The following is a 23,830-nucleotide window of genomic DNA, read 5'->3' on the forward strand; positions in this document are numbered from 1 at the left end:
ACCTAAACTCCGCACGCCCTAGTTTATAACTAGGGCGAATCTCATCATAAAACCATTAAATATCACATTTATTCCCATGTTTTTAAAAAATTCTCTTTATTTTTTTTCGTTATGGGTATAACATAGTCCATGATATATCTAATGAACTATTTATATGACAGACTCAACAGACATCAAGTGGAATTTCTCCAGTTATACAGACAAAAAAGGTAGAACCTACATCATCTCTTACTACAATAAATGGGATTCAGTAAAAAAGCAGTCACGTGTCGCCAAACGTATTCATGTAGGCAGACTTAATACCGATAACGGAAAGGTTTCATTGGGAAAAACCTATCTTGAACAACACCCTGAATATATAGACTGTTCTGTCTTTTATGAAGACAACCGACTTGTTGTCAGGTCTGATGAAGAAGCTTTATCCATTCAGCGGGATGCTGATATTGATTTGTCCTGGAGATGTGACTGCATCTCATTCGGTCTGACCTATTCCCTGTGGGAAATGGCAAAACGATATGGAATAATCAGTTCATTAAAAGCAGCTTTTGGAGAAGATGGCATTGAGCTTCTTAGACTCGGTATTTATGAGTTATGTTCTCATGCCATGGCCATGCATAATTATGAAGACTGGCTTTCCATGTATTATCTTCCTGATGCCCAACCTTTATCCAGTCAGAAAATCAGCAGGCTTCTGGCCACTGTTACCCAGGAAAAAATAGACAATTATTTTAAATTACGCCTTTCGAGACTTACTGAACTTCATCAGCAAAGAAAGGAATATGCCCATAAGAAAGGGCAGTATGTACCTCCCATGATGATGGCCATGGATTCAACCAGCATCAGCACATATTCAAAGTCGATTGATGATGCGGCTTTTGGTCATGCCAAACAGGATGACTTTCTCAAACAGGTTAATCTGACTCTATGTGTGGATTATGAATCCGGCGATGTCTGTTATGCATATGAATCAGAAGGCTCTGTTAACGACATGACCATATTTCCGGATATTATTATGCGGATGAGAAACATTGGTATGGATCTGTCTGACATTTTAGTAGTTACAGACCGTGGTTATTCCTCTGTTATGAACGTTCAAAAACAGATTAACGTTCAAATAAAATTTCTAACTGGTGTTAAGCTTACAGAAGACGCCGTAAAGGCAAAGATTGACCGATATAAGGAAAGACTGAGCAATCCTGTTTTCATGAATGGAGCCTTGGGTGTTTATGCCAGAACCGGTGAAGTCGAGAAATGGAGCTCTACCTGCGACGGTTATACCATAGACCATGATGTCTACCTCCATCTTTATCACTCAGGAACTTTAGGAGAACAGGAAAATGTTAACTTCATGCGTGATGTACAGAGACTTTTAGACATCCAGAACAACAAATTAAAAATCGATCGGAATTTATGGCAGAGATACTCAAAATATTTAGAGCAGGATAAGAAAACAAAGACCTGGTATCTGAAAGCTGACGCAGTGGAAAAAGCCTGCCGTTACAATGGATATTTCGCTTTAAGAACCAATGAAATTTCCAACCCGTTTGATGCTCTTGTTATATACAGAGAAAGGAATATCGTAGAAGTAGCCTTTAAACAGTTTAAGGTTTTGAACGGAGGAGAACGCCTCTATGCCACCGGTTCAACATATAAGGGAAAAATATTCATTCATCTACTGGCTCAGACCTTGAGGATGATGATGTGCGTTAGCGCTGCCGGACATAAAGCGGACGGAAAGGTACTTCCAGGAGAATCATTGGAAAAGGCAATGATACAGCTTAAAAAGCTTCAGGCCACAAAGGCACCGGGAAGAGGTACTTACATAACAAAAGAGATCCCTAAAAAAACCAGAGATCTCTTCGACTTGTTCGGCATACCTTACCCAAAGAAGCAAATCAAAAATTAGAAACTATGATCTGCGGAGTTAGGGGTAAGAATACAGATTATTCAGCCTTATCGGACTCAGTGGTATTCAGATTTGCGATAGCTCTAGCCGGAACAATTGTGGAAACGGCATGTTTGTAAACCATCTGACACACATTGTTCTTCAATAAGATTACAAACTGATCAAATGATTCAACCTGCCCCTGCAGTTTTATTCCGTTCACAAGATAAATTGAAACAGGGATTCTTTCCTTTCGTAAAGCGTTTAAAAACGGATCCTGTAATGATTGTCCTTTGGACATAAGCGTTCCTTATATTATTGTTATTATTTATAATAATTATTGGCCTTAGCCGTCTATCATCTGTCATAAACATTTGAAAGACAATAGCATCTGTAATACAGAACAGATTACTCTGAAAAACAAATACCAGTCACTACAAATGACCGGCTACCGTCGCGCACTGCATCTATCATACAGTCGTTAAGACCTTTCCCTGATTTAAGCGACACGAACAGATACACTCTTCATAACACAGTTTACTATGTCATTACGAGCACGTAAAACAAAACTTTATGTATTGCCCTACATTACATCTTTTTTCAATACTCAGTCAGGAAATATTTTCAGAACATCCACGTTCAGAAACAGATCGTGACTGTTCATATAACTCAGCATGCAAAAAAACTAAATCGTTTATAGAAATACCATATAAAATTTATTATGTAATACATACTTTTACAAAAATTGATATACATCACCATATTTTTTACATTTCTTTGATGTATTCTATATTATCTTTTTCTACGATTCAAATACACTTATTAAAAAAATAGTAATTTTACTTAATTATTTGTATTACTTATATATCCCGACAGATATATATTTATATACTTTTTCTCAATTACTGACACACACCTTTTTTCCTAAGCACTCCAATAATAATCTGGAGATTATTTTCTGACATGGGATCCAGAAAACCAACCTGACTTTTCCAGCCGCGAAGCCAGGTCATCTGCCTTTTGGCCAGCTGACACGTGGCAATAACGGACAGTTCCCTCATTTCCCTGAAATCTACGGAACCATCCAGATACATCCACATCTGTCTGTACCCCACTGAGCGTATTGACGGCAGTTCGGGACTCAAATCTCCGCGGTCGTAGAGTTTTCTGACCTCATCTTCAAATCCCTGTTCAAGCATTTTGTCAAAACGCGCGGCAATAAGCGGTTTAAGATATTTTCTTTCCCTGTCAGGAAGAAGTGCAAATTCCGTCAGATCAACCGGACATTCATAAACACCGTTTTCCCTGATTATATCAGTCATGCTTTTACCGCTGACCAGATAAACCTCATATGCCCTGCCCAGGCGCTGTGCATCATTTTCATTGATTCGCGCCCATGATTCAGGGTCTACTCCGTGCACCAGTTCCCTAAGAGCAGGAAGACCTTCTTCAGCTATGATGGCATTAACCCTGGCCCTCACCTCCGGAGTACTGTTCGGGAGAGGTGACAGGCCCTCTGTCAGTGCTTTGAAATAAAGCATCGTCCCCCCCACAAGAACGGGAACATGCCCTCTTGAAGTAATTTCATTTATCAGTCTGATGGCATCATTCCTGAAACCTGCAACACTGTATGTCTCAGAAGGATCAACTATATCAATAAGATGATGCGGCACGCCCTGTCTTTCCTCAACAGAAGGCTTGGCCGTACCTATATCCATGCCCCTGTAAATAAGTGCAGAGTCCACACTGATTATTTCACCATTAATCTGCTGGGCTAATCTGATGGCAAGACTTGTCTTTCCTGAGGCTGTAGGCCCCATAAGCGAAATGGCTGATGGTTTCATTTTTTCCGTAAATTTTCTATATAAACTGATAAATCAATATTTTCGAATGCAGAACTCAGCTTTTCTTCAAAATATTTTTCGTAAGTTATGCTCTGCACCAGTCTGGCTATCATCTTGGAACTCAGATTTTCCGGTATTCTCGCATTAAAAAGAACTTCCGCCAAAATATCCATGGCATCTCTTACCCCGGTAGTGTCATCCAGTCTTTCAAGCAGGGAAGCAAGTATGTCGGCAAGATTCAGACCGTGTACAATGTAAGGTACTGCCAGAACGGTAAAAGCCGACTTTGAAACTCTTGTGACAAATCCCAGATCATGCAGTATTCCATCCACATACGGCGAAAAAGTTTTTTCCCTGAAATCAAAAGGTACAAGCAGATTAACCGTTTGCAGAAGCTGTCTGCGGTTATCCATAAAAGAATCAGTAAAAAGAGCCTGTGCCAGTTTTTTTATATCAATCAGCCTTATCTGAGATCCGTTGGAAATAACGGCATATTCAGCATCATCGGTAACCGTCACCACCCTGTACAGAGAAAATTCACTTACCTCATCCTTATACCACGGGTCATGCCAGTTAACATCAGCTTCCTGAAAACTTTCATTCTGAAAGCCGCCAGATTTAATACTGACGGGGGCGGTATCTGTGCATGCAGTCAGCGTTTCGTCACGATTGTTTACGCCGGAGCCCTCTGACAACATTTCTGTCGTTTCCACGGCAGCTGTGCCAAACATTTTACTCATGGCATCGCCGGACCACCTGGCTCGTCCGGAACCGGAATAACCGGAGGAAGCTCTTTCGCCAAAGCCGGATTTTCCTCTGCCTAGATTAAACATTCTGTTATAGTTAAGCGATGCTCCTCCGGCTGAATTTCCGTTACAGCTGTTATCCTTCCGTCCGGAAACGTCCTTTCGGAAACTTTCAACATGATCCTGAGTGTCCTTTACGGAAGACGGCATTTCCGAAATGTCACTGTCTGAAGACTCCGATGAATTTTCGACCTGATTCTTCTCTGTCTCAGTCCTTTTAAATACTTCAGGAGGGGTATCAGTACACGTATCAAGCAGTTCATTCAGATCCATTTTTTTTATCTGAGAGCCATTCTCCCCGATTACGGCGCCCTGTGTGTTGCTCTTCATTGAATTCAGAGCCCAGAAATCGGACACGCTTTTTTCATCAAAAGCCAGAGGTTTGACTCCGCCGTAATGGTGACTCTGCTGTGAATTCGCCGTATCATTCATGGTTTCAGGCAATACCATCTGAGCATTTCTGAACACATTCATGACGGATGTCTGTATAAAATCATGAACTCTTCTGGATTCCTGGAATCTCACTTCAGACTTCTGAGGATGAACATTGATATCCACATCTTCCGGGGGCATCTGCAGGAAACATACATATGATACGTCCCCTTTTTCCGCGAACACTGATTCATAAGCCTCACGAACGGCATGAATGACCACCTTGTCACGGACAATTCGCCCGTTCACAAAGAAATACTGTACCGGTTTGCTCTTTGCTCTGACAGAAACATACCCTCTTATTGAAAGAGAAGTATCACTCCATTCAAAAAAATTCAGTTCAGAAGCAATGCCTTTTCCCAGAAGAGCTTCAAGCCGCCTGATCTCATTCTGAAAACCGACAGCCTTAAGATCGTAAACCACCTTACCGTTGTTTTTCAGCACAAACGCCACATCCGGTCTGCTTATGGCTATTCTTTTAAACACCTCTTCAACCTGGAGAAATTCAGTCTTCTCACTTTTTAAAAAGCGACGTCTTGCCGGGGTATTGAAGAAAAGATCCAGAGCTTCAATGGTCGTTCCGTCCGGATGGGAAGCCGGAGATATCTTGGGCTCCTGAGCAATCCCTTCAACTTCAACGGCATAAGCCATATTCTGCGAAGCTGGTTTTGATGTCAGTGTAAGTCTGCTTACCGCGGCAATTGATGCCAGGGCTTCTCCGCGAAATCCCATACTGGTAAGCCTGTTCAGATCCTGAATGGAGGAAAGCTTTGACGTGGCATGACGTTTCAGAGCCAGTGCAAGTTCATTCTGAGGAATACCGCAGCCGTTATCCCTTATCAGTATTTTTTTTGCCCCGCCGTTAACGATTTCAACCAGTATTCTGGTGGCACCGGCATCGAGACAGTTTTCCATCAGCTCTTTTACTACAGCTGACGGTCTCTCAACAACTTCTCCGGCGGCAATCTGATTGGCAACCTGTGGTGGCAAAACCTGAATTGACATTACTTAATCCTGAGTCTCTGTCCTACATTAACCTGTCCTGTACGAAGATTATTAAGCTTCTTCAGAGATGCTACCGATACTCCGTACTTTTTGGCAATTACCGTAAGATTTTCCCCTTTCTTCACCACATGGACAACCGATGCCTTACTTCCGGATGTTCTGCCAGCACTGCCTGATGTTTTGGAAGGAGCTGATGAAGAAACACTTGAAGCCGTATTTACGCATACACTAGGATTCGCTTCAACAAAGTCCTTGATTCCCAGATAAATGCCGTAAGCTATTCTGCGTCTGTACTTATCTGTTGCAAGAAGTCTTTCTTCATCATTATTTGAAAGGTAACCGGTTTCGATAAGCAGTGACGGAATATCAGGAGCCTTGAGTACCGCAAGGGAACGGCTGATAGGAGTCTTTTTATGAAGACGTGTTATCATCTTAAGTCGTCCTAAAAGCTTGTTGGCAAGTTCAAAACCGTAATTCATTGATGAGCTTGACGCAAGATCAACCACGAATGAACAGTCCTTGAGATACTTGTTTTCACCGCACATATGATTAATCGCATCTCCTGCACCGCCGATTAATTTTGTCTGATCTCTTGCCGTAATCTTGTCGTTTTCACGATCAGCCCTATCTTTGGAAAGAACCAGTACGGATGCACCGTTCGCTTCAGAATTGGCCGCACTGTCGGCATGAATTGAAATAAGCATGTCAGCCCTGCGTGTACGGGCTATTTTTGAGCGGTCTCCCAGAGCAATAAACTTATCATTGGAACGGGTCAGATAACCTGTAAGGGTTTTATCACCATTAATGTATTCCAGCAGATACTTGGAAATTCCAAGTGTTACGTTCTTTTCATATGTTCCGTTTTTGCCGATTGCCCCCGGATCCTTACCGCCATGTCCAGGATCAATCACGACAACACAGGTATTCTTGTTCTTTCGTGCATTATGAACAGGCTTCGGAGGTTCAGGACTGGAAAGTCTTTTTTCCACGCTTTCAGAAGGATCATCATTGTCGCTGGCCTCGTTAAGGGTATCGAAAAGAGCATCCTCAAGTACTTCCATGTCACTCTTCTGAGCTGACTTTCCTGCATTTGGAGCTGTGGCAACCAGACTGTTAAGATTTTCTGATTTAGGCCTGTTCACTGTCTGTGGATTTGTTTTCCTGTTCTGACCTTCTGATTTATTACTGTCGGTTCTGGTCACTGCAGTAGCGCCGGCAGGCTTTACCGGCAACAGTTTCTTTCTGTCTGCTTCAGTCTGATTATGAGGAAATTCCATTACCAGTTTTGCACCGCTTCCACTGCTGTTACGATAGGAATTAAAGGTAGGAGTCACAGGCTTTTTCAGTCCGAACACATAAAACACTTCCTGTTTTCCTGAGCCTCTTTTGACTGATTTCAGAATACTTCCGCTGGTAATTGTCGCCATTCCGTACTTTTTCTTAGGATTACCGATATTCATAATTCTGACGGTGTATTCCGTACCGTCCTGAGAAACACTGTAACTGTATTTAGGAGCGTCTTCAGTTTCAATAATGATTCTGGTTGAATCCTTTGTCTGTGAAGCTTTGATTCCGGTTATATCGTTAGCTTCCGCAAATGTTGCAGTCATTCCCAGCAGAACACACAGAACGGCTGCAGCAAAAAACTTTCCACCGGAAAAAAATTTAAAGTAACCACACATCATAAATTATTTTAATAATAAAACTCAGTACAAAAAAATTTCTGAAATATAAAATCAAAGATATCCGCGACTGACTGGCCGGCATGATATCCTTTATTATACACTTGACGGAAATACTATTAATTAAATTTTTGTTAATAAATTAAAACTTTGGAACCGTTACCATAACGTCTGCCGATTCAAACTACAGCGTCTTTGGAAAAACCATGCTTTCCACGACAGCACATCCTTTTTCCGTAAGTCCGGTAACGACTGCATTACGTGTATTGCCGATAATTTCAAGATGAACTTCAAGATCAGCCTCAGGCAGTAATCCCTCACCCTTTGACGGCCATTCAACTATTCTTATGGAATATGGAGAAAAATAATCTCTGATCCCCATCATCTCCAGCTCCTCGGGATCATTTACCCTGTACAGGTCGAAATGATATACAAATGTCTTTCCGGTCTGATACTCTTCAACAAGAGTGTAGGTAGGACTCTTAACCACACCGTTATACCCTCTTGCCCTGATAAAACCTCTGGTCATTGTTGTCTTTCCCGCACCGAGATCTCCGGTAAGGTAAATGGTGGTATCCGGTCTGCATATACCACTGAGTACTGCCCCAAGCAGTTCAGTTTTTGTCTCATCATGTAACGGGAAAACTTTTTTCTGCATATACAATATTCCTTATTTCTCTATTTCTTCGGCGCAATGCCGTTCACCAGCAGTCTTATATGCGGAAGCAGATCAGTGGCACACATGCCTATGTTTCCACCCTCCTGAGCTTCCGCCCTGCCGGCCTCACCGTGAATAAGCACACCGGCGACGGCGGCAATAACCGGCTCCAGCCCCTGCCCCAGAAGTGAAGTAATAATCCCGGACAGCAGATCTCCCATTCCTCCGCTTGCCATTCCTGAACAGCCGGTGTCGGTCAGATAAACCTTTCCGTCAGGTGATGCTATCACGGTAGCAGCAGATTTCAGTACACACACGGCCTTATACTTTTCTGCAATCATGAGAGCAAAGCCGACACTGTCGGATTCTATCGCTGAGGCATCAGTGTCACATAATAATGCAGCCTCCCCGACATGAGGAGTGAGCACCGGGACAGTGTTGAATTCGCAAGAACCCAAATTATGCAGATGATACAGTCCATCCGCATCTATAACCATGGAAGATGAACTCATTATACATTTTTTAAAGACGTTTTCCGCATTCTGATTTCTTCCCATTCCCGGCCCCACCAGCAGAGCTCCTGTAGTCTTTATTTTCTCATCAAGACTGTCTGTTCCGGCCGTCATTATGCATGGATTGACAGAATTAAACGCCTGATGTTCTCCTGAAAGGGCAAGAGCTGTTATCAGACCTGCTCCGGTTCTTAAAGCAGCAAGAGATGACAGAATCAGGGCACCTGTCATACCGGATGAACCTCCGACAAGAAGAACACGTCCCGAATTTCCCTTATGGGCACATTTACTTCTTAACGGAAGCCACGGGCGGATATCGTCGTAAGCTACCAGATGTTTTTCCGTCCCTGACCTGCGGGCTGCAACTATATTGCTCTCGAAATCAGGCAGGGTATTGCCGACCGCAAACACCTTTCCGCAGAAATCCCTTGCCCTGCCGGTTATTGTCCCGGTCTTAAATGTAAACACGGTATAGGTATAATCAGCCTTTACGGCCTCGCCCCCGACAGGCATTCCGTTATCCGCGTTAAGAAGACTGGGAATATCCACGCTTAAAACAAGAAGCTTTCTTTCGGATTTCAGTCTGTTTATGAGTCTTACCGCATTGCTGATTTTCTGCGAATTCTGACTGCTTCCAACAGCCGTTATACCAATACCCAGCATTGAATCCACAATTACGGCATTGTCACGTATCATCCCGTCGACAAGTTCCTGATTGTCAAAATCCGTTTCATGTCCGCCGCATCCGAGATAATTATCACGTGCATGCACGGCATCAATTCCAGCTTTCTGAGGCACAACCCTGATAACAGAGACATCACTGAAACCGTCCTTCAGCATTGCTGCGGCTATTTCATAACCGTCACCGCCGTTGTTACCAGAACCGACAAAGACCACTACCTGTCTGTCATTCGCAAGTCTGAGTTCCCTGATTTTCTGATAGATTGAATCTGCCGCATACTGCATAAGGGCATAGCCGCTGTCTGTATGATAGATATTTTCCACGGCTCTTATTTGTGCACAATCAAGCACTGTTTGTGCTAAAGTATCAGTAAAGGGTATATGTGTAAGGGAATAATCTGTCATGAACGAGCTCTCTAACGAATTACCGGATCTAACAAGTGATTTCTGGTTAAAACTGAAACAGAAATGCAGTGAACTGCAAATCATTTCTCTTCATATTATACCAACTGATTATGCCATTGGCGGTAAAAAGTCTTTTGAAGAAAAATTCGGTAATGGTGTCCCTGAAGATCTTGAATACCTTACCAGAAACCAAGAGGTAAGAAACAACCCGGGGCTGATTCTTGAAGGTGCCCGCTCGGTTATCAGCATATCTCTCAGCTACCACAGTTCAGATTATCCTGCAGATCCTCATACAGGATATATAAGCGCATATGCCAGAGGGCGCGATTATCACAAGGTTATCAAACAGCGTCTTGATCGACTCGGAAACTGGCTGAAAAATACTTTTCCGGACATAAGATTCAGAGCCATCACTGACAGTGCTCCCTTCTACGAACAGCATTTCGCAAAGGCTTCAGTCTTTATGGCAAAAGGAAGAAACAACCTTGTCAGGCTGAAAAATGCCGGAAGCATGATTTTTCTCGGAGAACTGCTCACAACCCTGAACCTTCCTGATCCGAAAAAGATAATTACCATGAATACTGAAAAAAATACGGAGTCTGATTATCCTTTTTTTACGACAGTTCTTAATGATGCCTCAGACGAAAACAGTAATAACTGCATATCCGGTTTATCTTCAGGTAAAAACAGCCTCGAATGTCCGGAGAAATGCAGACTGTGTTTTTCCAGCTGCCCTACCGGAGCCCTTAATCCTAAAAAATTCAGAATCGAAAAATGCATCTCATATCTTACCATCGAATACGGCGGTTATATTCCGGAAGAATTGTGGTCCGGACTTCAGAACCGCATCTACGGATGTGACACCTGTCAGCTGTGCTGTCCGTTCAACAAAAAAACGGATATCACGGCAGATCCTGAATTCTCATCAAGATTCAGTCAGGATTTTTTAAAACTTTCACATCTTTTATCGTTAACTCCGGAAGAATTCAAAAAAAGTTTTTCCGGCACTCCGATACTGCGAATAGGCTATTACAAAATGATGCGCAACTGCATTATTGCAGCAGTAAACACAGGCAGCTCAGAATACATATCCTGTCTGGTCATTTTAAGGAATTCCGTACTGAAACGAATGAATCTGCTTCATGCAGAAATTACTGCTGGAAATACAGACGGCGAAAATTATTCGGAGCCCGACAGACTGCTTCGTGAAATAAGTGAATGCACCATGGTTCTCAGACATCTGGAACATGCATTCACTCTGCTTCGCAACAATCACGACTGATCAGTGATTTTCAGCCCCGGTAAATCAAAATTTGTACAAACTCACACCAAATTTAAGTTTTACAACAGAATTTACATAAAAGGCTCTCCCTGTGTATTATCATATTAATCACGAAGAGTTATCCGTTTTCCGACTTATAAAAAGGAGGCTGGCATGATTGTTTTAGGTGTTGATATCGGCGGTTCCGGAATCAAAGGTGCACTGGTTGATACAGAAAAGGGTGAACTTGTAAGTGAGAGAATTCGTATTGAAACTCCTCAGCCTGCCACTCCTAAAGCTGTGGCCAAAACACTGAAGGATCTGATTTCGAAATTTGACTATCACGGACCAGTAGGTTGCGGTTTCCCAGCAACTGTACATCACGGTGTAGCATTTACTGCAGCAAACATTGACAAAACATGGATCAATACACCCGCTGAAAAACTCTTCACGGAAACAACAGGTAATGACTGCTATGTTCTGAACGATGCCGACGCGGCCGGTATTGCCGAAATCAAATTCGGTGCAGGAAGGGACGTTCCCGGAGTCGTCATGATGATTACCATAGGAACAGGTCTCGGTTCAGCCATTTTCATAAACGGTCAGCTTTTCCCGAATACTGAACTCGGGCATCTGATTCTGAATGATGACATTGCTGAACACTACTGTTCAGATTCAGCCAGACAGCGACATGATCTGTCGTGGAAAAAATGGGGTAAGCGTTTCAACAAATACCTGCATCGTCTGGAATTTCTGTTTAATCCGGATCTGATTATTTTAGGGGGCGGAGCTTCAAAAAGCTTTGAAAAGTTTTCTGAAAAAATCGACGTAAGAACCAGGGTAGTTACGGCCACCACCCTGAACACTGCAGGAATCATCGGCGCAGCCATGCATGCGGCTGACAGCATGAAAGCCGGACTAAAACCGAACCTTGAGGCAGTCGAAGAGGCTGAAAAAGAAGACGGAGAGTAATTCCGATCCTGATGATATCTTTTTAGTCATAATGGAACCTATCCCCAAAAAACATTAAAGGGAATGTGTACCGCACATTCCCTTTTTCATTGTAAGAAAGATACAAAATACTCTATGCCGGCTCCATATTTCTGATTATCACCCTCACTCCGGCCTCACTGCTGTTTTTCTGAATGTCAAAACCGTATACGGCTCTTACCTTTTTTACGCTGTAATTAGGCCATACCTTGACGTCATGATTGTAATACATACCTGATACAACCGTTCCATCAGCCATTCTCAATCTGACATTCAGGTGCTTTCCCCCAACCACATACTGACTGATAAGCTGAAACACACCGTCAAACAGCGGTGATGAAAATTCCGCCCCCCACGGCTGATCAAACACTAGTACTCTGGCGAAATCCGAAATGAAGTAACCGCTGGGAAGTTCACCATCGGTTACAATAACCTCATCGGTACGTTCACTGCTGTAGCGGTTGGAATCCAGAATAAACTGTTCCTTGAAGAAGTTCAGATATTCCCTTCTTATAGTCAGACCGGCCGCACCTTTGTGCCCACCAAAGGCCTTAAATATTTCAGGATGCTCCTGATTAATTCTTTTCAGTGCGTCACATACATGGTAACCGTCAACGGCACGCACAGAACCGACAAGCAGTTCATCATTCGGGGAATCAGCCATGATTACGGTAGTAAGTCCTGTGAGATCCTTGATTTTTGCCGCCACAATTCCCATTACCCCGATATTAAATGATGAATTGTATAAAACAAGGGCTCCCGGAAGATTACCGTCATATTCCAGCCTTATCTGGGTGAGAGCCGTATTCATCATATCGGCCTCTATATTACGGCGATCAACATTAAAGCTCTGCAGCAGACCTGCTCCGACCTTGGCATCATCTTCCCGTTCAGCAAGAAGACATTTGACACCATAACTCATGTCTGCAATGCGACCGGCTGCATTAATACGCGGGCAGAGAGAAAAAACGATATCCGTAGCTTTAAAATTCTGGCAGTTAAGACCGCATATTCTTATAAGCTCCATTAGTCCCCTGGTGGTTCTGCCGGCCCTGATGAGTCTGATGCCGTAATCAGCCATAAGGCGGTTGTTGTAATCCATGGGAACCATATCGGCTATGGTACCAAGTGCCACGAAATCAAGATAATTGCTCACCACGGGAACGGTTAGGTTTCGTTCGCTGAAATAACCGCGTTTATTAAGTTCGCTTCTAAGTGAGGCCACCACATAAAAAATAACCCCTACTCCGGCAAGATTCTTGGAAGGGAAGGTACAGGTCTGCAGATGCGGATTAACTATAGCCTGCGCGTCAGGAATAATATCTCCTGGAATATGATGATCCGTGATTACAACCTTTATCCCCAGACTTACGGCAAGAGATACGGCTTCATTAGCCGAAATACCGTTATCAACCGTAACAATCACGTTTACTTTGCTTTCTGCGGCAGCCAGAACGATAGACCTGTTCAGGCCATAACCGTCATCCTGTCTGCTTGGTATTTCAAAAGAGACATCGCCGTAATTTATATCCCTGAAAAAACGCATTGCCAGAGCAGTACTTGTAGCCCCGTCCGCATCATAGTCCCCCACAATCATAATTTTATTCTGGGAAACTACGGCATCGGCCAGGATGTTCACTGCTTCCGACATCCCGTGAAGTGAAGGACTTAAAATCCTGTTCAAATCATAGACTGCTTCAGACGGATTCTTTACACCGCGACTCCATAATATACGTGTCAATACCGGATCCAGGTTCCAGTCAGGCAGACTGTGAAGCTCCGTATCAGGAACCCTGTGTACAATTTTCATAACTAATGGCGGCCCATATGCAGAACAAGAAAAACTATATCGTAATACGAAAATTTCTCAAAATACAGAAAAAACGTTTTTCAGTGCTGCATGGCTATAAAATGTACGACACTGATCACATTAGAGATATTATATAAATAGATAATAATATAATCTTTTAATATATTTTATGTCTCAATTTATATAATAACTAAAATAATTTTCTAAAAATTTCGTGTATTCTCGCTTTTTTGGGTATTATATATGATATAGGTCATATTTTTCAGTTTTTTATCAATGCAAGTTGAAATAAATTATCGTTCTCTGTTTTTAATACTGCCGATTCTATTCTGCACTGTGGCTCAGCTTACAGGGTATAATTTTCTGTTGCCAAACGGAAACGGTCACCTGTATACAGCCATTGCCCCGTGCGTTTTTGCTCTCGGACTGGCAATGATAATTCCTTCATCCAACCGCGGCTGGCTGATAACGGGAACGGTAACGTCTTTCTTTCTCATATACAAATTACTGCATCTGATTCAGCCTGATTATACCTATTCATCACTGGTAGCCGCATTTCTCGGGCCTTTGGCAACTGCCCTGCTGCATCCGAGAAGCCATAAAAAAATCACCTTCACGGCCAAAATTCTTAACAGAACAATAACCTTCATGATACTGATGGTGCTGTGCTGTATCCTATGCTTTGCCTCATCATCTCTTTACGAGAATATCCAGACAGGCATCAACAACCTGTATATGAGTCATATATACAACGACAGCTATTCATTCATATACGGAATCATTTATCAGTTCTGTGAAACTTTCGGTTTCGGAAGCTTTATTCTGGAAATACGCCATCTGATTGTTGATACAGGTGTATCCCAGAGTTTCTACAGCACCACCACTGCTGTGTTCACAACCGGTCTGCCGGCATTTTTTCTGGCGATAACACGCACACAGACAAGACGAAAAAGACTTAATTACCTGATGCTTTTTCTGCTGGCCCTGGCCAGTTCAACTACCGGCTACAGCATCAGTATGCTGATGATCTGTCTGCTGTGGATGCAACCGTCACTGTTCGGCCTTTATCTGATAAACTGCGTTTTCTACTACATCATTGGTTATCAGATTCATTTTGAACCGCAGAATATAAGCACTGCCTTTTACAATCCGAATTTAAACATAAGTCAGATAAACATTTATGATATAAAGTTTCTGGCCTTTGCCCTGTTTATTTTCACCTGCAATTATCTTACCGCTACCGCGGTTCTTAAGGAAAAACAGCGCTACACCCAGAAAACAGGTCAGATTATCCGTGTAAAACCACTTATAATCGACATACTGTCAGACCTCGGAACACAGGACTACAGTCTTAAAACAGTTAACATTATCAAGGCTCTAGGAGGCTTAGACAATATCGTTCACGTATCAAAGCATGACTCTACAATAACCTTTACGGTACAGGATCAGTCTGTTATTGATTTTGAACAGTTAAATGCCAATGGTACCGCCACTTTATACAGCGACAGTCTGGCCCACTGCATTTCATACACGTTACGTGACAATGCGGCCGACATTTACGGCAATATTGTAAATATCTCCTCTCACTGTCTGACGGATATTACAAGTGAGTATCATGAAATAGAGCCGTATTCGATTGAAAAAAGCAAATTCAAGAATCTGTACACCTGTAAGGAAGAAATAAATGCCATGGATTCAAATTAAACTGGGAACTACCGATAAAAAGGCTGAAAAAATCGCAGGCATGCTGTCTGGCTTCGGAGCTGCCAGCGTAACCTATATGGACACCATAGATAATCCCGTATATGAACCGCTTCCGGGGGAAACAAAGCTGTGGACCAATACAACCGTAATCGGCCTGTTTGACGCTGATACTGATACCAAACGCATCATCGACTTCTTCTATGAACATTTCGGTGACAAGATAACCTACAAGGTGGAACAGCTTGAAGACAAGGACTGGGTTCGTGAATGGATGGATAACTTCCACCCTATAAAATGCGGTGAACGTCTGTGGATCTGTCCGAGCTGGTGCGACATTCCCGATCCGTCGGCAGTAAACGTTATGCTGGATCCGGGACTTGCCTTCGGTACAGGTACCCACCCTACCACATTCCTATGTCTGTCATGGCTTGACAGCCTTAATCTCAAAGATCAGACAATTATTGACTTCGGTTGCGGCTCGGGCATTCTGGCCGTAAGCGCTCTTAAACTGGGAGCAGGCAAGGCCATAGGTATCGACATTGACCCTCAGGCTATTGAAGCAAGTAATGAAAATGCCCTCAGAAACGGAGTTAAAGACAGACTGGAACTCTATCTTCCTGCCGAACAGCCTGAAGGACTTAAAGCCGATTTTCTGGTAGCCAATATTCTTGCAGGCCCGTTAAGGGAACTGGCTCCATCAATCGCATCAATGGTTAATCCTGGCGGACTGTTTGCCATCAGCGGCATCATAGAAAACCAGTGTCAGGAACTGATGGAAATATACAGTCAGTGGTTTGATCTTGATGAACCTGTATTCAAGGAAGAATGGTGTCGCATTACAGGAAAGAAAAAATAAATTTAAAAATTTCAAGTTATTTTTTTTATAAATTTGCGGTCGGAATTGCAAAATACACTTTAAAATTTGTTTAAAAAATAATAATATATGCGCTCGTCAGTTTATATGATTTTAACCCGTCCTGCAGACAACCACTTATGTGAATACCACTTCACGTCTGCAGTAGTTTTATATTATCGTTGCAAGGTTTGAAATGTTGAATATTAATAATAAAATGAATCCTCAGAGAACCATGACTTCAGAAGAAGTTCAGGCTGCACCTCAGAAACCTTTATATGAATCAGTATTAACTTCAGTAAACAACTTCCTTAACAATCCTGAAAATGCAGACACTACTGACTTATATGAAATCGTATTAAGCGAAGTTGAACGTCCTTTACTCGACCGCGTTATGCAGTTTGTTCATGGTAACCAGACCAAGGCTGCCAAAATGATGGGCATCAACCGCGGCACCCTTCGCAAGAAGCTCAAGAAATACAGCTTAAGCTAATTTACCGGTTACGTTTCAAAACGTAATTCATTTAAAAATAGAACCCCGTTACTGAATAATCCATGTAACGGGGTTCTCTTTTTTGAGCAAAGGTGAAAAATGAAAAGCAGGACGCCTGTATCTTGCCTGCCTTACCTAAATTTTAATGCACAAAACATACGCCTGGGATATAATGAAACGATCGATTGGGAAATATAACAGGACAATACATAAATGGCAGTAAAACTGAGACCTCGTGAAAGAGAATCCATTATTCAGTCATTACGTTCAGGCGTAACTCCCCGTACCGGCCTGCAGTTTATTCAGGTTGGCCGAGTAAAAGAAATAGAATCAATGATTCATGATCTGGATCTTGTAGCCAATGAAGGAAGCACATTCAGACTTGTTATCGGAGACTTCGGTGCCGGTAAAAGCTTCTTTCTTCAGTTAGTACGCAGCATTGCCCATGAAAAGGGACTTGTAACCATGAATGCGGATCTGTCTCCAGACAGACGTCTGCAGTCCTCAAAAGGTCAGGCTCTCAATCTTTATCAGGAATTAAGCCGCAACATGTCAACCAGGGCCAAACCTGATGGAAATGCACTGAATTCAGTTGTAGAAAAATTCATTACCCTGGCAAGAACCGAAGCTGAAGAAACCGGTACAGAATGCTCAGAAGTTATCAAAAAGCTGCTTAAACCTCTTAATGACATGGTAGGAGGATTTGATTTCACACTTGTGATCATGTCCTACTGGAAGGGGTTCAATGAAGGTAAGAATGCTCTTATAGACTGTGCAAATAAATGGCTGCGCGGTGAATATCACAGCAGAATCGAGGCACGTCAGGATCTGGGAGTAAGAACCATTATTGACGACTCTTCCGTTTATGATTTTTATAAACTGTTCAGTGTTTTCGTCCAGATTGCAGGGTATAAGGGATTACTTATTCTGATGGATGAAATGGTAAATCTTTATAAAATCCACAATCTGCGTTCCCGTGAGGCAAACTACGAACAGATACTGAGAATAATCAATGACTGTCTTCAGGGAAATGTCAGAGGCTTAGGCTTCATCATGGGTGGCACCGTTGATTTTCTGGAAGATCCTAGAAAAGGGCTTTACAGCTATGAAGCGCTTCATTCAAGACTTGCAGGCAACGTATTTGCAAAAGCTGCCGGAGTAAATGATTTAAGCGGTCCGGTTATGCGCCTTAACAATCTGACTCCGGAAGAACTGTATGTACTGCTGCACAACATTCGAAACATTTTCGCCTACTATAACGAAGATAATTACCTGGTTCCGGATGAAGCTCTTTCAAAGTTTCTTATTCACTGCTCATCACGTATAGGTGAAGCGTATTTCAAGACACCTAGAAACACGATTAAAGCGTTTGTTGATCTGCTTTCCATTCTGGAACAGAATCCTGAACTGAAATGGGCTGAACTTCTAAAAGACATCAACATAAACAGGGAAGAAGATGAATCCATGCTTGGTTTTGATGTCGCTTCAGACAGTAATAACGAGGAGCAGAACGAACAGAACGATAATGATGATGAACTGGTAAGCTTCAAACTATAGTTCATACTTATACGGTTAACAGGGATAGACTCATGTCTGTATGATAAATGTCAGAGCAGACAGGTTTATCCCTGTTTGTTTATTCACGATGTTAACACCTTAAAATTACAGTGTTACAATTAAATATTATTAACCGCCGGACTTTCACATAATTCCTGCCGGGACAGATACCAGCCCGTGAAATCTGCATTCTGCCCTGAAAATAGATAAGAGATACCCTGTAGATTATTATGACTCAGAAATCAAACTCAGATATGCTAAACCCGCTGATCGTCAGATACCTTCACCATTTGGGCTGGAAACAGCTGAATGAAATACAGGAACAGGCCATTCCATGCATACTTGAAAACAAATCTGACGTAATCATAAGCGCTGCTACTGCCAGTGGTAAGACTGAAGCCGCATTCCTTCCGGTCTGCACGTCAATACTCAATGATAATCCTGAAGGCATAGCCGCAATTTACATAAGTCCGTTAAAGGCATTAATTAACGATCAGTTCAAACGTATCGAGGCAATGGGCGACTTCGTAGGCATAAAGGTAACTCCATGGCATGGAGATATCAACACTCATGTAAAAGCCAAGACGATACAGAATCCATCAGGTATTCTGCTGATCACTCCGGAGTCACTTGAATCTCTTCTGATAAACTATTCAACATGGTATCGTAAATATCTGAAGAATCTACGTTACATCATCATTGATGAATTTCATGCCTTTATCGGTGTTGAACGAGGTTATCAGCTTTTAAGTCAGATGCACAGACTTGAAGTTATTCTGAAAAAAAGAATCACCAGAATAGCTCTCAGTGCCACCCTGAACAATATTGAATCAGCAGGCAGATGGTTACGCTCTGCCCCGAACTCAGCACCACGTATAATTGAAAGCAAATCAGGCAACAAGACTCTTCTGCTGCAGCTCAGAGGTTATGACAGATACAGTAACGATCATGAACAGAAGGATTCAGAAAAACCGTATCATTATGACAATGTTGCTGCCGATCTGTTTAAACTTCTCAGAGGAACAACCAATCTGGTTTTCGCAAACAGCCGTGGCAAAACAGAGTATCTGGCAACCATAATGGACAAGATATCCACCGACAACAATCTGCCCGTTGAATTTTTCCCTCATCACAGTTCACTGTCCAAGGATTTAAGAGAAAGACTTGAAAACCGTCTTAAAACAGCTGATCTCCCGACGACCGCCATCTGTACACAGACGCTTGAACTTGGTATTGACATAGGAGATGTTGTCTCCATTGCTCAGGTTGATGCTCCGTCATCAGTTGCCGGTTTAAGACAGAGAATCGGGCGTTCCGGAAGAAGAGACCGTGCAGCGATTCTGCGTCTTTTCATATCAGAGCTGAGTCCTGCATCAGACTCATCAAATCCTCTTGGATGCCGGCTGAGAGATGAAACCTTTCTGTCAACTTCTCTGCTGGAACTTATGCTGAACAACTGGTATGAACCGCCGGCAACTCATGAGTACGCAATGTCAACTCTCATTCAGCAGATATTGAGCGTAATTGCTGAAGTTGGAAGCATTAAAGCAATTAGCCTCTGGAAGCTTCTCTGTCAGTCAGGTCCTTTTTCACTTGTTTCCTCAAAAATATTTGCCCAGATTCTTAGATCATTAGGCGAGAATGATCTTATTACCCAAATGAGAGACGGAGACCTGACCCTGGGACTTACTGGGGAAAAAGTTGTGTCAAAATTCAGTTTCTACAGCTCATTCAAGGTCCAGGAAGAATATACCATTGACTTTAACGGTTCCACCATCGGTACTGTCCCGTTGAATCAGCCTTTGAGTCTTGGAGACTCTTTCCTCTTTGCAGGCAAAGGATGGCAGGTAATCTTCTTTAACAGTGAAAAGAGACAGATTTCAGTAAAACCGTACAAGGAAAAGGCAAATCCTATTATTATGGACGGAAGACCGAGCAGAATTCATGACGGAGTCAGGGAAAAAATGTTTGAACTGTACTGCGGAACTGAAATTCCATCCTATCTGAATAAAACCGCAGCCAAACATTTTATTGAGGGAAGGGAAATGTTCAAAGAACTCGGACTGAAAGATAACAGATATGTAATGGGACTTGACGGTCTGTATATTTTCCCTTGGAAGGGAGACAAAATCATGAATACCATTGTCCAGATCCTGAAACATTATAAGATACAGGCAAAAAAAATTGACAGTTACATTCTGCTTCCGGGGTTGTCCACAATTACATATAAACAGATAGTTAAAACCATACTGGAATCACCTAAACTTAATGAAGAAGAAATGGCTTCAAAAATCAGCAACCTTGAATACGATAAATATGACAAATACCTGAGCAAAGAGCTAAAGTGCATTCAATACGGGTATCGCAATTTTGACATAGACGGAGCCATGAAATTTTTTGAAGAGGCGCTAGTCGTAAAGACGCCATTTAATCCGAAAAACAATGCCGCCTATAATATCTGCAGTGATATACCAATGAACAGATAAAAACACAGAACCTCAGTGCAACAGACCGGCTTCTCAGCATAGGGAAGCCGGTCTGTCCAACTAAAAAATTCTTACTAAAGAGACATCATCGGCTCAAAAATAACGTATTGAAGGGTCATTAAAATCAACAGAGAATAGATTCCGATAATCACGTCATCAATAGCTATGCAAAGACCTTCAGGTAAATGCCTGAACATCAAAGATATGGGCCATGGCTTTAACATATCCACAAATCTGAAAGTAAAAAAAGCGATGACTACATAGTACCATTCGGTTAGACAGCAACAGGTTACCAGCATACCCACAAAATCATCAAAAACAATTCTGTGTTTATTGGTCATTCCAATGAGTTTTATCAGGCTGGTACATATATACACTGATATCAGTATCATCAGAACAAGTAAGGGGAATTTTATATACCAGTCAAGACTTACAAAAACAATACAGAGAGGAACAGAGGCAAGCGATGTGATGGTTCCCGGTCTTGAGGCCTTTAAGCTTAATCCGAAAGCAGTTGCCAGCAAATGTACAGGGTTGGCTAAATTTATATAACCAAGCTTAGTCTTGTCAGACTTGAATGGTTTATCATTAACCTGATTTGAACCTTCTGTCATAGCAACTCCGTAAAAAACAAAAACCGCACATAAGTGCGGTTTAATTTTATCACAAAATGATAATTTAAAATAAATATATCTAACAGGTTCAGTTACATATTAAGAAGAACAAAAATCTCATTCTTATTCTTTAATACAATCTGATTATTGTCAGATTCAACATCATCAGGACTTAAACGAAGAGTTCTTAATGTGTAGAACAGAAGAGCCTGACGACACTTATACACAACTTCACCGTTTTCCATGCCATAGTCAAGCTCAATAGCCTTTCTCTGACTTTCTGACAGATTAGGATTTGGAATAATATGAAGAGAAACCACAAAGTTCCATCTCATATCTTCATTAGGATCGATATTGGAAGAATCCATCTTACCTACGGATAAAATACGTGACAGAACAAAATCTCTGAAATCATGCTTTTCATGGCAGTATGCACGAACATGCCATCTGATTCCGTCAAAACCTAATGCATGTGGAGAAATGATGCGTGATGTAGCTTCGATCCTACTCATTGACTGATAAGTAATTCTTAAGGAATTCTTATTTAAAATACAGTAAACAATAGTGGTAAGAATCTCAAAGTCCACAGTACGCTTCGGCGGAACAAAACATGCGACACTTGGAGTCTGTAAAAGATAGTTGCTTGTATCATGGAGAATACCCTGAGCATTCATATACAAGTCATTCAGATAGGAAGTTGCACTGCAGATATTATATAAAGGTCTGTATTTCGCAGTTTTAATATATACTTTCTGGTGACGGTCATACTCAAGATTATGAGGTGCCATTTCAGTGTATTTGGCTAAGTCTAACGAAGACTGAGGAATAGAAATTCCAAAGAATTCAACAAGATCGGAACGATTGATATGTCCACTCCAACATAAACGGTAATCAATAAACTCCAATCGTCGTTCCTGATTCCATTTATTTGTACCTGGTTTAGCAATAACCTGTTTTTTCAGTGCATTGGCTACACCTTTAGAAGAGGTCTTTGCTGACTTACCGTTAGCATTAATTGGGTTCATAGTATTTTCCATTGATTTATTGTGCGTATTATAATAATTTACAAATTACAATTTAATGCAATTACAAAAATAATAAATAATAATAAGTAAATTAAGATTTATTAATATAGATGTAGTGTGTACTATTATGGATCAATTTAAAAGGTTTTTGCAAATAAAAAAAATAAAAATCTTATTTTTTCCATTTTTAAATTATATTGTCAGAATCAAAACACATATATTTTTTAATTGCATTTACCGAATTAAATCACTTAGTAATGTAGACAAAACCATAAAAAATGTACATATTCCAAGTTTATTGGTAGGTTATAATTATAAATTTATAAAATATATTGTTATATAATGTTATTATCTTGATTTGAATAATTTTTTTAACGATCCGTATAGAACGAATTTTTATACGCACATACATATCTTTAATGCACTCAACAGATTATAATTATTATATATAACCCAAAATTTGATAGTAACAGACAACGATCCTTAAAACCGCTCAAAAGACCTGAAAAATAAAGCTTTAGCAAATTACAAAACAGCTTAACTCATTTAATAAAAAGACCTTACGCAAAACGCATAGAACTGTGTGCATAAATACATATAGAGATATCATAATAATAAGAAAGCAACTCATCTTTTTAAGAATACTGGCTGCGTGTAAAGAATGAATGGCAGAAGGCACAAAAATTCAGCAAAATGGGTTGCCAGGCTCATTCATAAACGATTAACCCAAGCAGAGATGACATCGAAAAATCAGATAAAGAAATAACTAAGAATATACTTAACCCAGAAAATAAAAGCTATACAGTAGAAACAAAAAAACCGACTGTAAAAGTCGGTTCTCTGAATTAGTGGCGGAACGGACGGGGCTCGAACCCGCGACCTCCTGCGTGACAGGCAGGCATTCTAACCAAGCTGAACTACCGCTCCGCATAAAAAAAATGCCTGGCAATGACCTACTCTCACATAGCGAATGCTACACTACCATCGGCGTGACCGCTTTTCACTTCTGTGTTCGGAATGGGAACAGGTGGTTCAACAGCACTATCTTTACCAGGCGTATCCTGTACAATTTATCAGCTTACTTATCCGAGCCCTTCTCAATACTCACAAGCGCCTTAAAACTTCTT

Annotated in this window: 17 protein-coding genes, 1 tRNA gene and 1 rRNA gene; 8 read left to right on the top strand and 11 right to left on the bottom strand. The window is 41.5% G+C overall.

The window, feature by feature from the left end; translation table 11 throughout:
• The first annotated feature begins 154 nt into the window (after window positions 1-154).
• On the top strand, window positions 155-1,906 hold the full coding sequence (locus BMY80_RS09035) for an IS1634 family transposase (protein ID WP_093139944.1): 1,752 nt from the start codon (window positions 155-157) through the stop codon (window positions 1,904-1,906).
• A 37-nt stretch (window positions 1,907-1,943) separates the two neighbouring features.
• Here the strand turns inward: BMY80_RS09035 and hfq are convergent, their stop codons facing one another.
• From hfq to BMY80_RS09065, 6 genes are all read right to left on the bottom strand, one after another.
• Window positions 1,944-2,186: an RNA chaperone Hfq gene (gene hfq / locus BMY80_RS09040; RefSeq protein ID WP_093142968.1), complete on the bottom strand. Its 243-nt coding sequence runs from the start codon at window positions 2,184-2,186 to the stop codon at window positions 1,944-1,946.
• 601 nt (window positions 2,187-2,787) lie between these two features.
• On the bottom strand, window positions 2,788-3,729 hold the full coding sequence (gene miaA, locus BMY80_RS09045; RefSeq protein WP_093142971.1) for a tRNA (adenosine(37)-N6)-dimethylallyltransferase MiaA: 942 nt from the start codon (window positions 3,727-3,729) through the stop codon (window positions 2,788-2,790).
• A complete protein-coding gene (gene mutL, locus BMY80_RS09050; RefSeq protein ID WP_093142973.1) occupies window positions 3,726-5,972 on the bottom strand; it encodes a DNA mismatch repair endonuclease MutL in 2,247 nt (748 codons plus the stop codon). The genes miaA and mutL overlap by 4 nt, the downstream gene beginning before the upstream one ends.
• Window positions 5,972-7,582: an N-acetylmuramoyl-L-alanine amidase gene (locus tag BMY80_RS09055; RefSeq protein WP_177178550.1), complete on the bottom strand. Its 1,611-nt coding sequence runs from the start codon at window positions 7,580-7,582 to the stop codon at window positions 5,972-5,974. The genes mutL and BMY80_RS09055 overlap by 1 nt, the downstream gene beginning before the upstream one ends.
• A 256-nt stretch (window positions 7,583-7,838) precedes the next feature.
• Window positions 7,839-8,312 (bottom strand): tRNA (adenosine(37)-N6)-threonylcarbamoyltransferase complex ATPase subunit type 1 TsaE, encoded by a 474-nt coding sequence (gene tsaE, locus BMY80_RS09060; protein ID WP_093142978.1) that lies wholly within the window; start codon window positions 8,310-8,312, stop codon window positions 7,839-7,841.
• A gap of 20 nt (window positions 8,313-8,332) precedes the next feature.
• The gene (locus tag BMY80_RS09065) at window positions 8,333-9,910 is read right to left on the bottom strand and encodes an NAD(P)H-hydrate dehydratase (protein ID WP_177178551.1); all 1,578 of its coding nucleotides are present in this window, start codon (window positions 9,908-9,910) and stop codon (window positions 8,333-8,335) included.
• Between BMY80_RS09065 and BMY80_RS09070 the strand changes: the two genes are divergently transcribed.
• Both BMY80_RS09070 and ppgK read left to right on the top strand, forming a co-directional pair.
• Window positions 9,909-11,192, top strand: a complete 1,284-nt coding sequence (locus tag BMY80_RS09070; RefSeq protein ID WP_093142983.1) for an epoxyqueuosine reductase — start codon at window positions 9,909-9,911, stop codon at window positions 11,190-11,192. The genes BMY80_RS09065 and BMY80_RS09070 overlap by 2 nt on opposite strands.
• A gap of 153 nt (window positions 11,193-11,345) precedes the next feature.
• A complete protein-coding gene (gene ppgK / locus BMY80_RS09075; RefSeq protein ID WP_051621983.1) occupies window positions 11,346-12,143 on the top strand; it encodes a polyphosphate--glucose phosphotransferase in 798 nt (265 codons plus the stop codon).
• Between the two features lie 112 nt (window positions 12,144-12,255).
• On the opposite strand, the gene recJ is transcribed toward ppgK, so the two are convergent.
• Complete coding sequence (gene recJ / locus BMY80_RS09080; RefSeq protein ID WP_177178552.1) at window positions 12,256-13,902, bottom strand: single-stranded-DNA-specific exonuclease RecJ; 1,647 nt, start codon at window positions 13,900-13,902, stop codon at window positions 12,256-12,258.
• Between the two features lie 345 nt (window positions 13,903-14,247).
• Between recJ and BMY80_RS09085 the strand changes: the two genes are divergently transcribed.
• The 5 genes from BMY80_RS09085 (at window position 14,248) to BMY80_RS09105 (ending at window position 21,064) form a co-directional block, all read left to right on the top strand.
• On the top strand, window positions 14,248-15,675 hold the full coding sequence (locus BMY80_RS09085) for a PTS sugar transporter subunit IIB (protein WP_093142990.1): 1,428 nt from the start codon (window positions 14,248-14,250) through the stop codon (window positions 15,673-15,675).
• Window positions 15,656-16,531 carry a 50S ribosomal protein L11 methyltransferase gene (gene prmA, locus BMY80_RS09090; RefSeq protein WP_093142992.1) on the top strand — a complete coding sequence of 292 codons (876 nt, stop codon included), beginning with the start codon at window positions 15,656-15,658 and terminating at the stop codon, window positions 16,529-16,531. Before BMY80_RS09085 ends, prmA begins: the two co-directional genes overlap by 20 nt.
• 193 nt (window positions 16,532-16,724) lie before the next feature.
• The gene (gene fis, locus BMY80_RS09095) at window positions 16,725-17,021 is read left to right on the top strand and encodes a DNA-binding transcriptional regulator Fis (RefSeq protein WP_031579817.1); all 297 of its coding nucleotides are present in this window, start codon (window positions 16,725-16,727) and stop codon (window positions 17,019-17,021) included.
• 213 nt (window positions 17,022-17,234) lie between these two features.
• A complete protein-coding gene (locus BMY80_RS09100) occupies window positions 17,235-18,578 on the top strand; it encodes an ATP-binding protein (RefSeq protein WP_093142995.1) in 1,344 nt (447 codons plus the stop codon).
• Window positions 18,579-18,832: 254 nt separating this feature from the next.
• On the top strand, window positions 18,833-21,064 hold the full coding sequence (locus BMY80_RS09105) for a DEAD/DEAH box helicase (RefSeq protein ID WP_177178553.1): 2,232 nt from the start codon (window positions 18,833-18,835) through the stop codon (window positions 21,062-21,064).
• Window positions 21,065-21,138: 74 nt separating this feature from the next.
• On the opposite strand, the gene BMY80_RS09110 is transcribed toward BMY80_RS09105, so the two are convergent.
• The 4 genes from BMY80_RS09110 to rrf all read right to left on the bottom strand — a co-directional run bounded on the left by BMY80_RS09110 (window position 21,139) and on the right by rrf (window position 23,758).
• Window positions 21,139-21,678, bottom strand: coding sequence for a phosphatidylglycerophosphatase A family protein (locus tag BMY80_RS09110; protein ID WP_051621980.1), 540 nt, complete (start codon window positions 21,676-21,678; stop codon window positions 21,139-21,141).
• A gap of 92 nt (window positions 21,679-21,770) precedes the next feature.
• The gene (locus tag BMY80_RS09115; protein ID WP_093143000.1) at window positions 21,771-22,703 is read right to left on the bottom strand and encodes a helix-turn-helix transcriptional regulator; all 933 of its coding nucleotides are present in this window, start codon (window positions 22,701-22,703) and stop codon (window positions 21,771-21,773) included.
• An 849-nt stretch (window positions 22,704-23,552) separates the two neighbouring features.
• A tRNA-Asp gene (locus BMY80_RS09120) sits at window positions 23,553-23,630 on the bottom strand.
• Window positions 23,631-23,643: 13 nt separating this feature from the next.
• Window positions 23,644-23,758: ribosomal RNA gene (rrf, locus tag BMY80_RS09125) — 5S ribosomal RNA — on the bottom strand.
• Window positions 23,759-23,830: the final 72 nt, after the last annotated feature.

The organism is Ruminobacter amylophilus (assembly GCF_900115655.1).
GTDB classification, from domain to species: domain Bacteria; phylum Pseudomonadota; class Gammaproteobacteria; order Enterobacterales; family Succinivibrionaceae; genus Ruminobacter; species Ruminobacter amylophilus.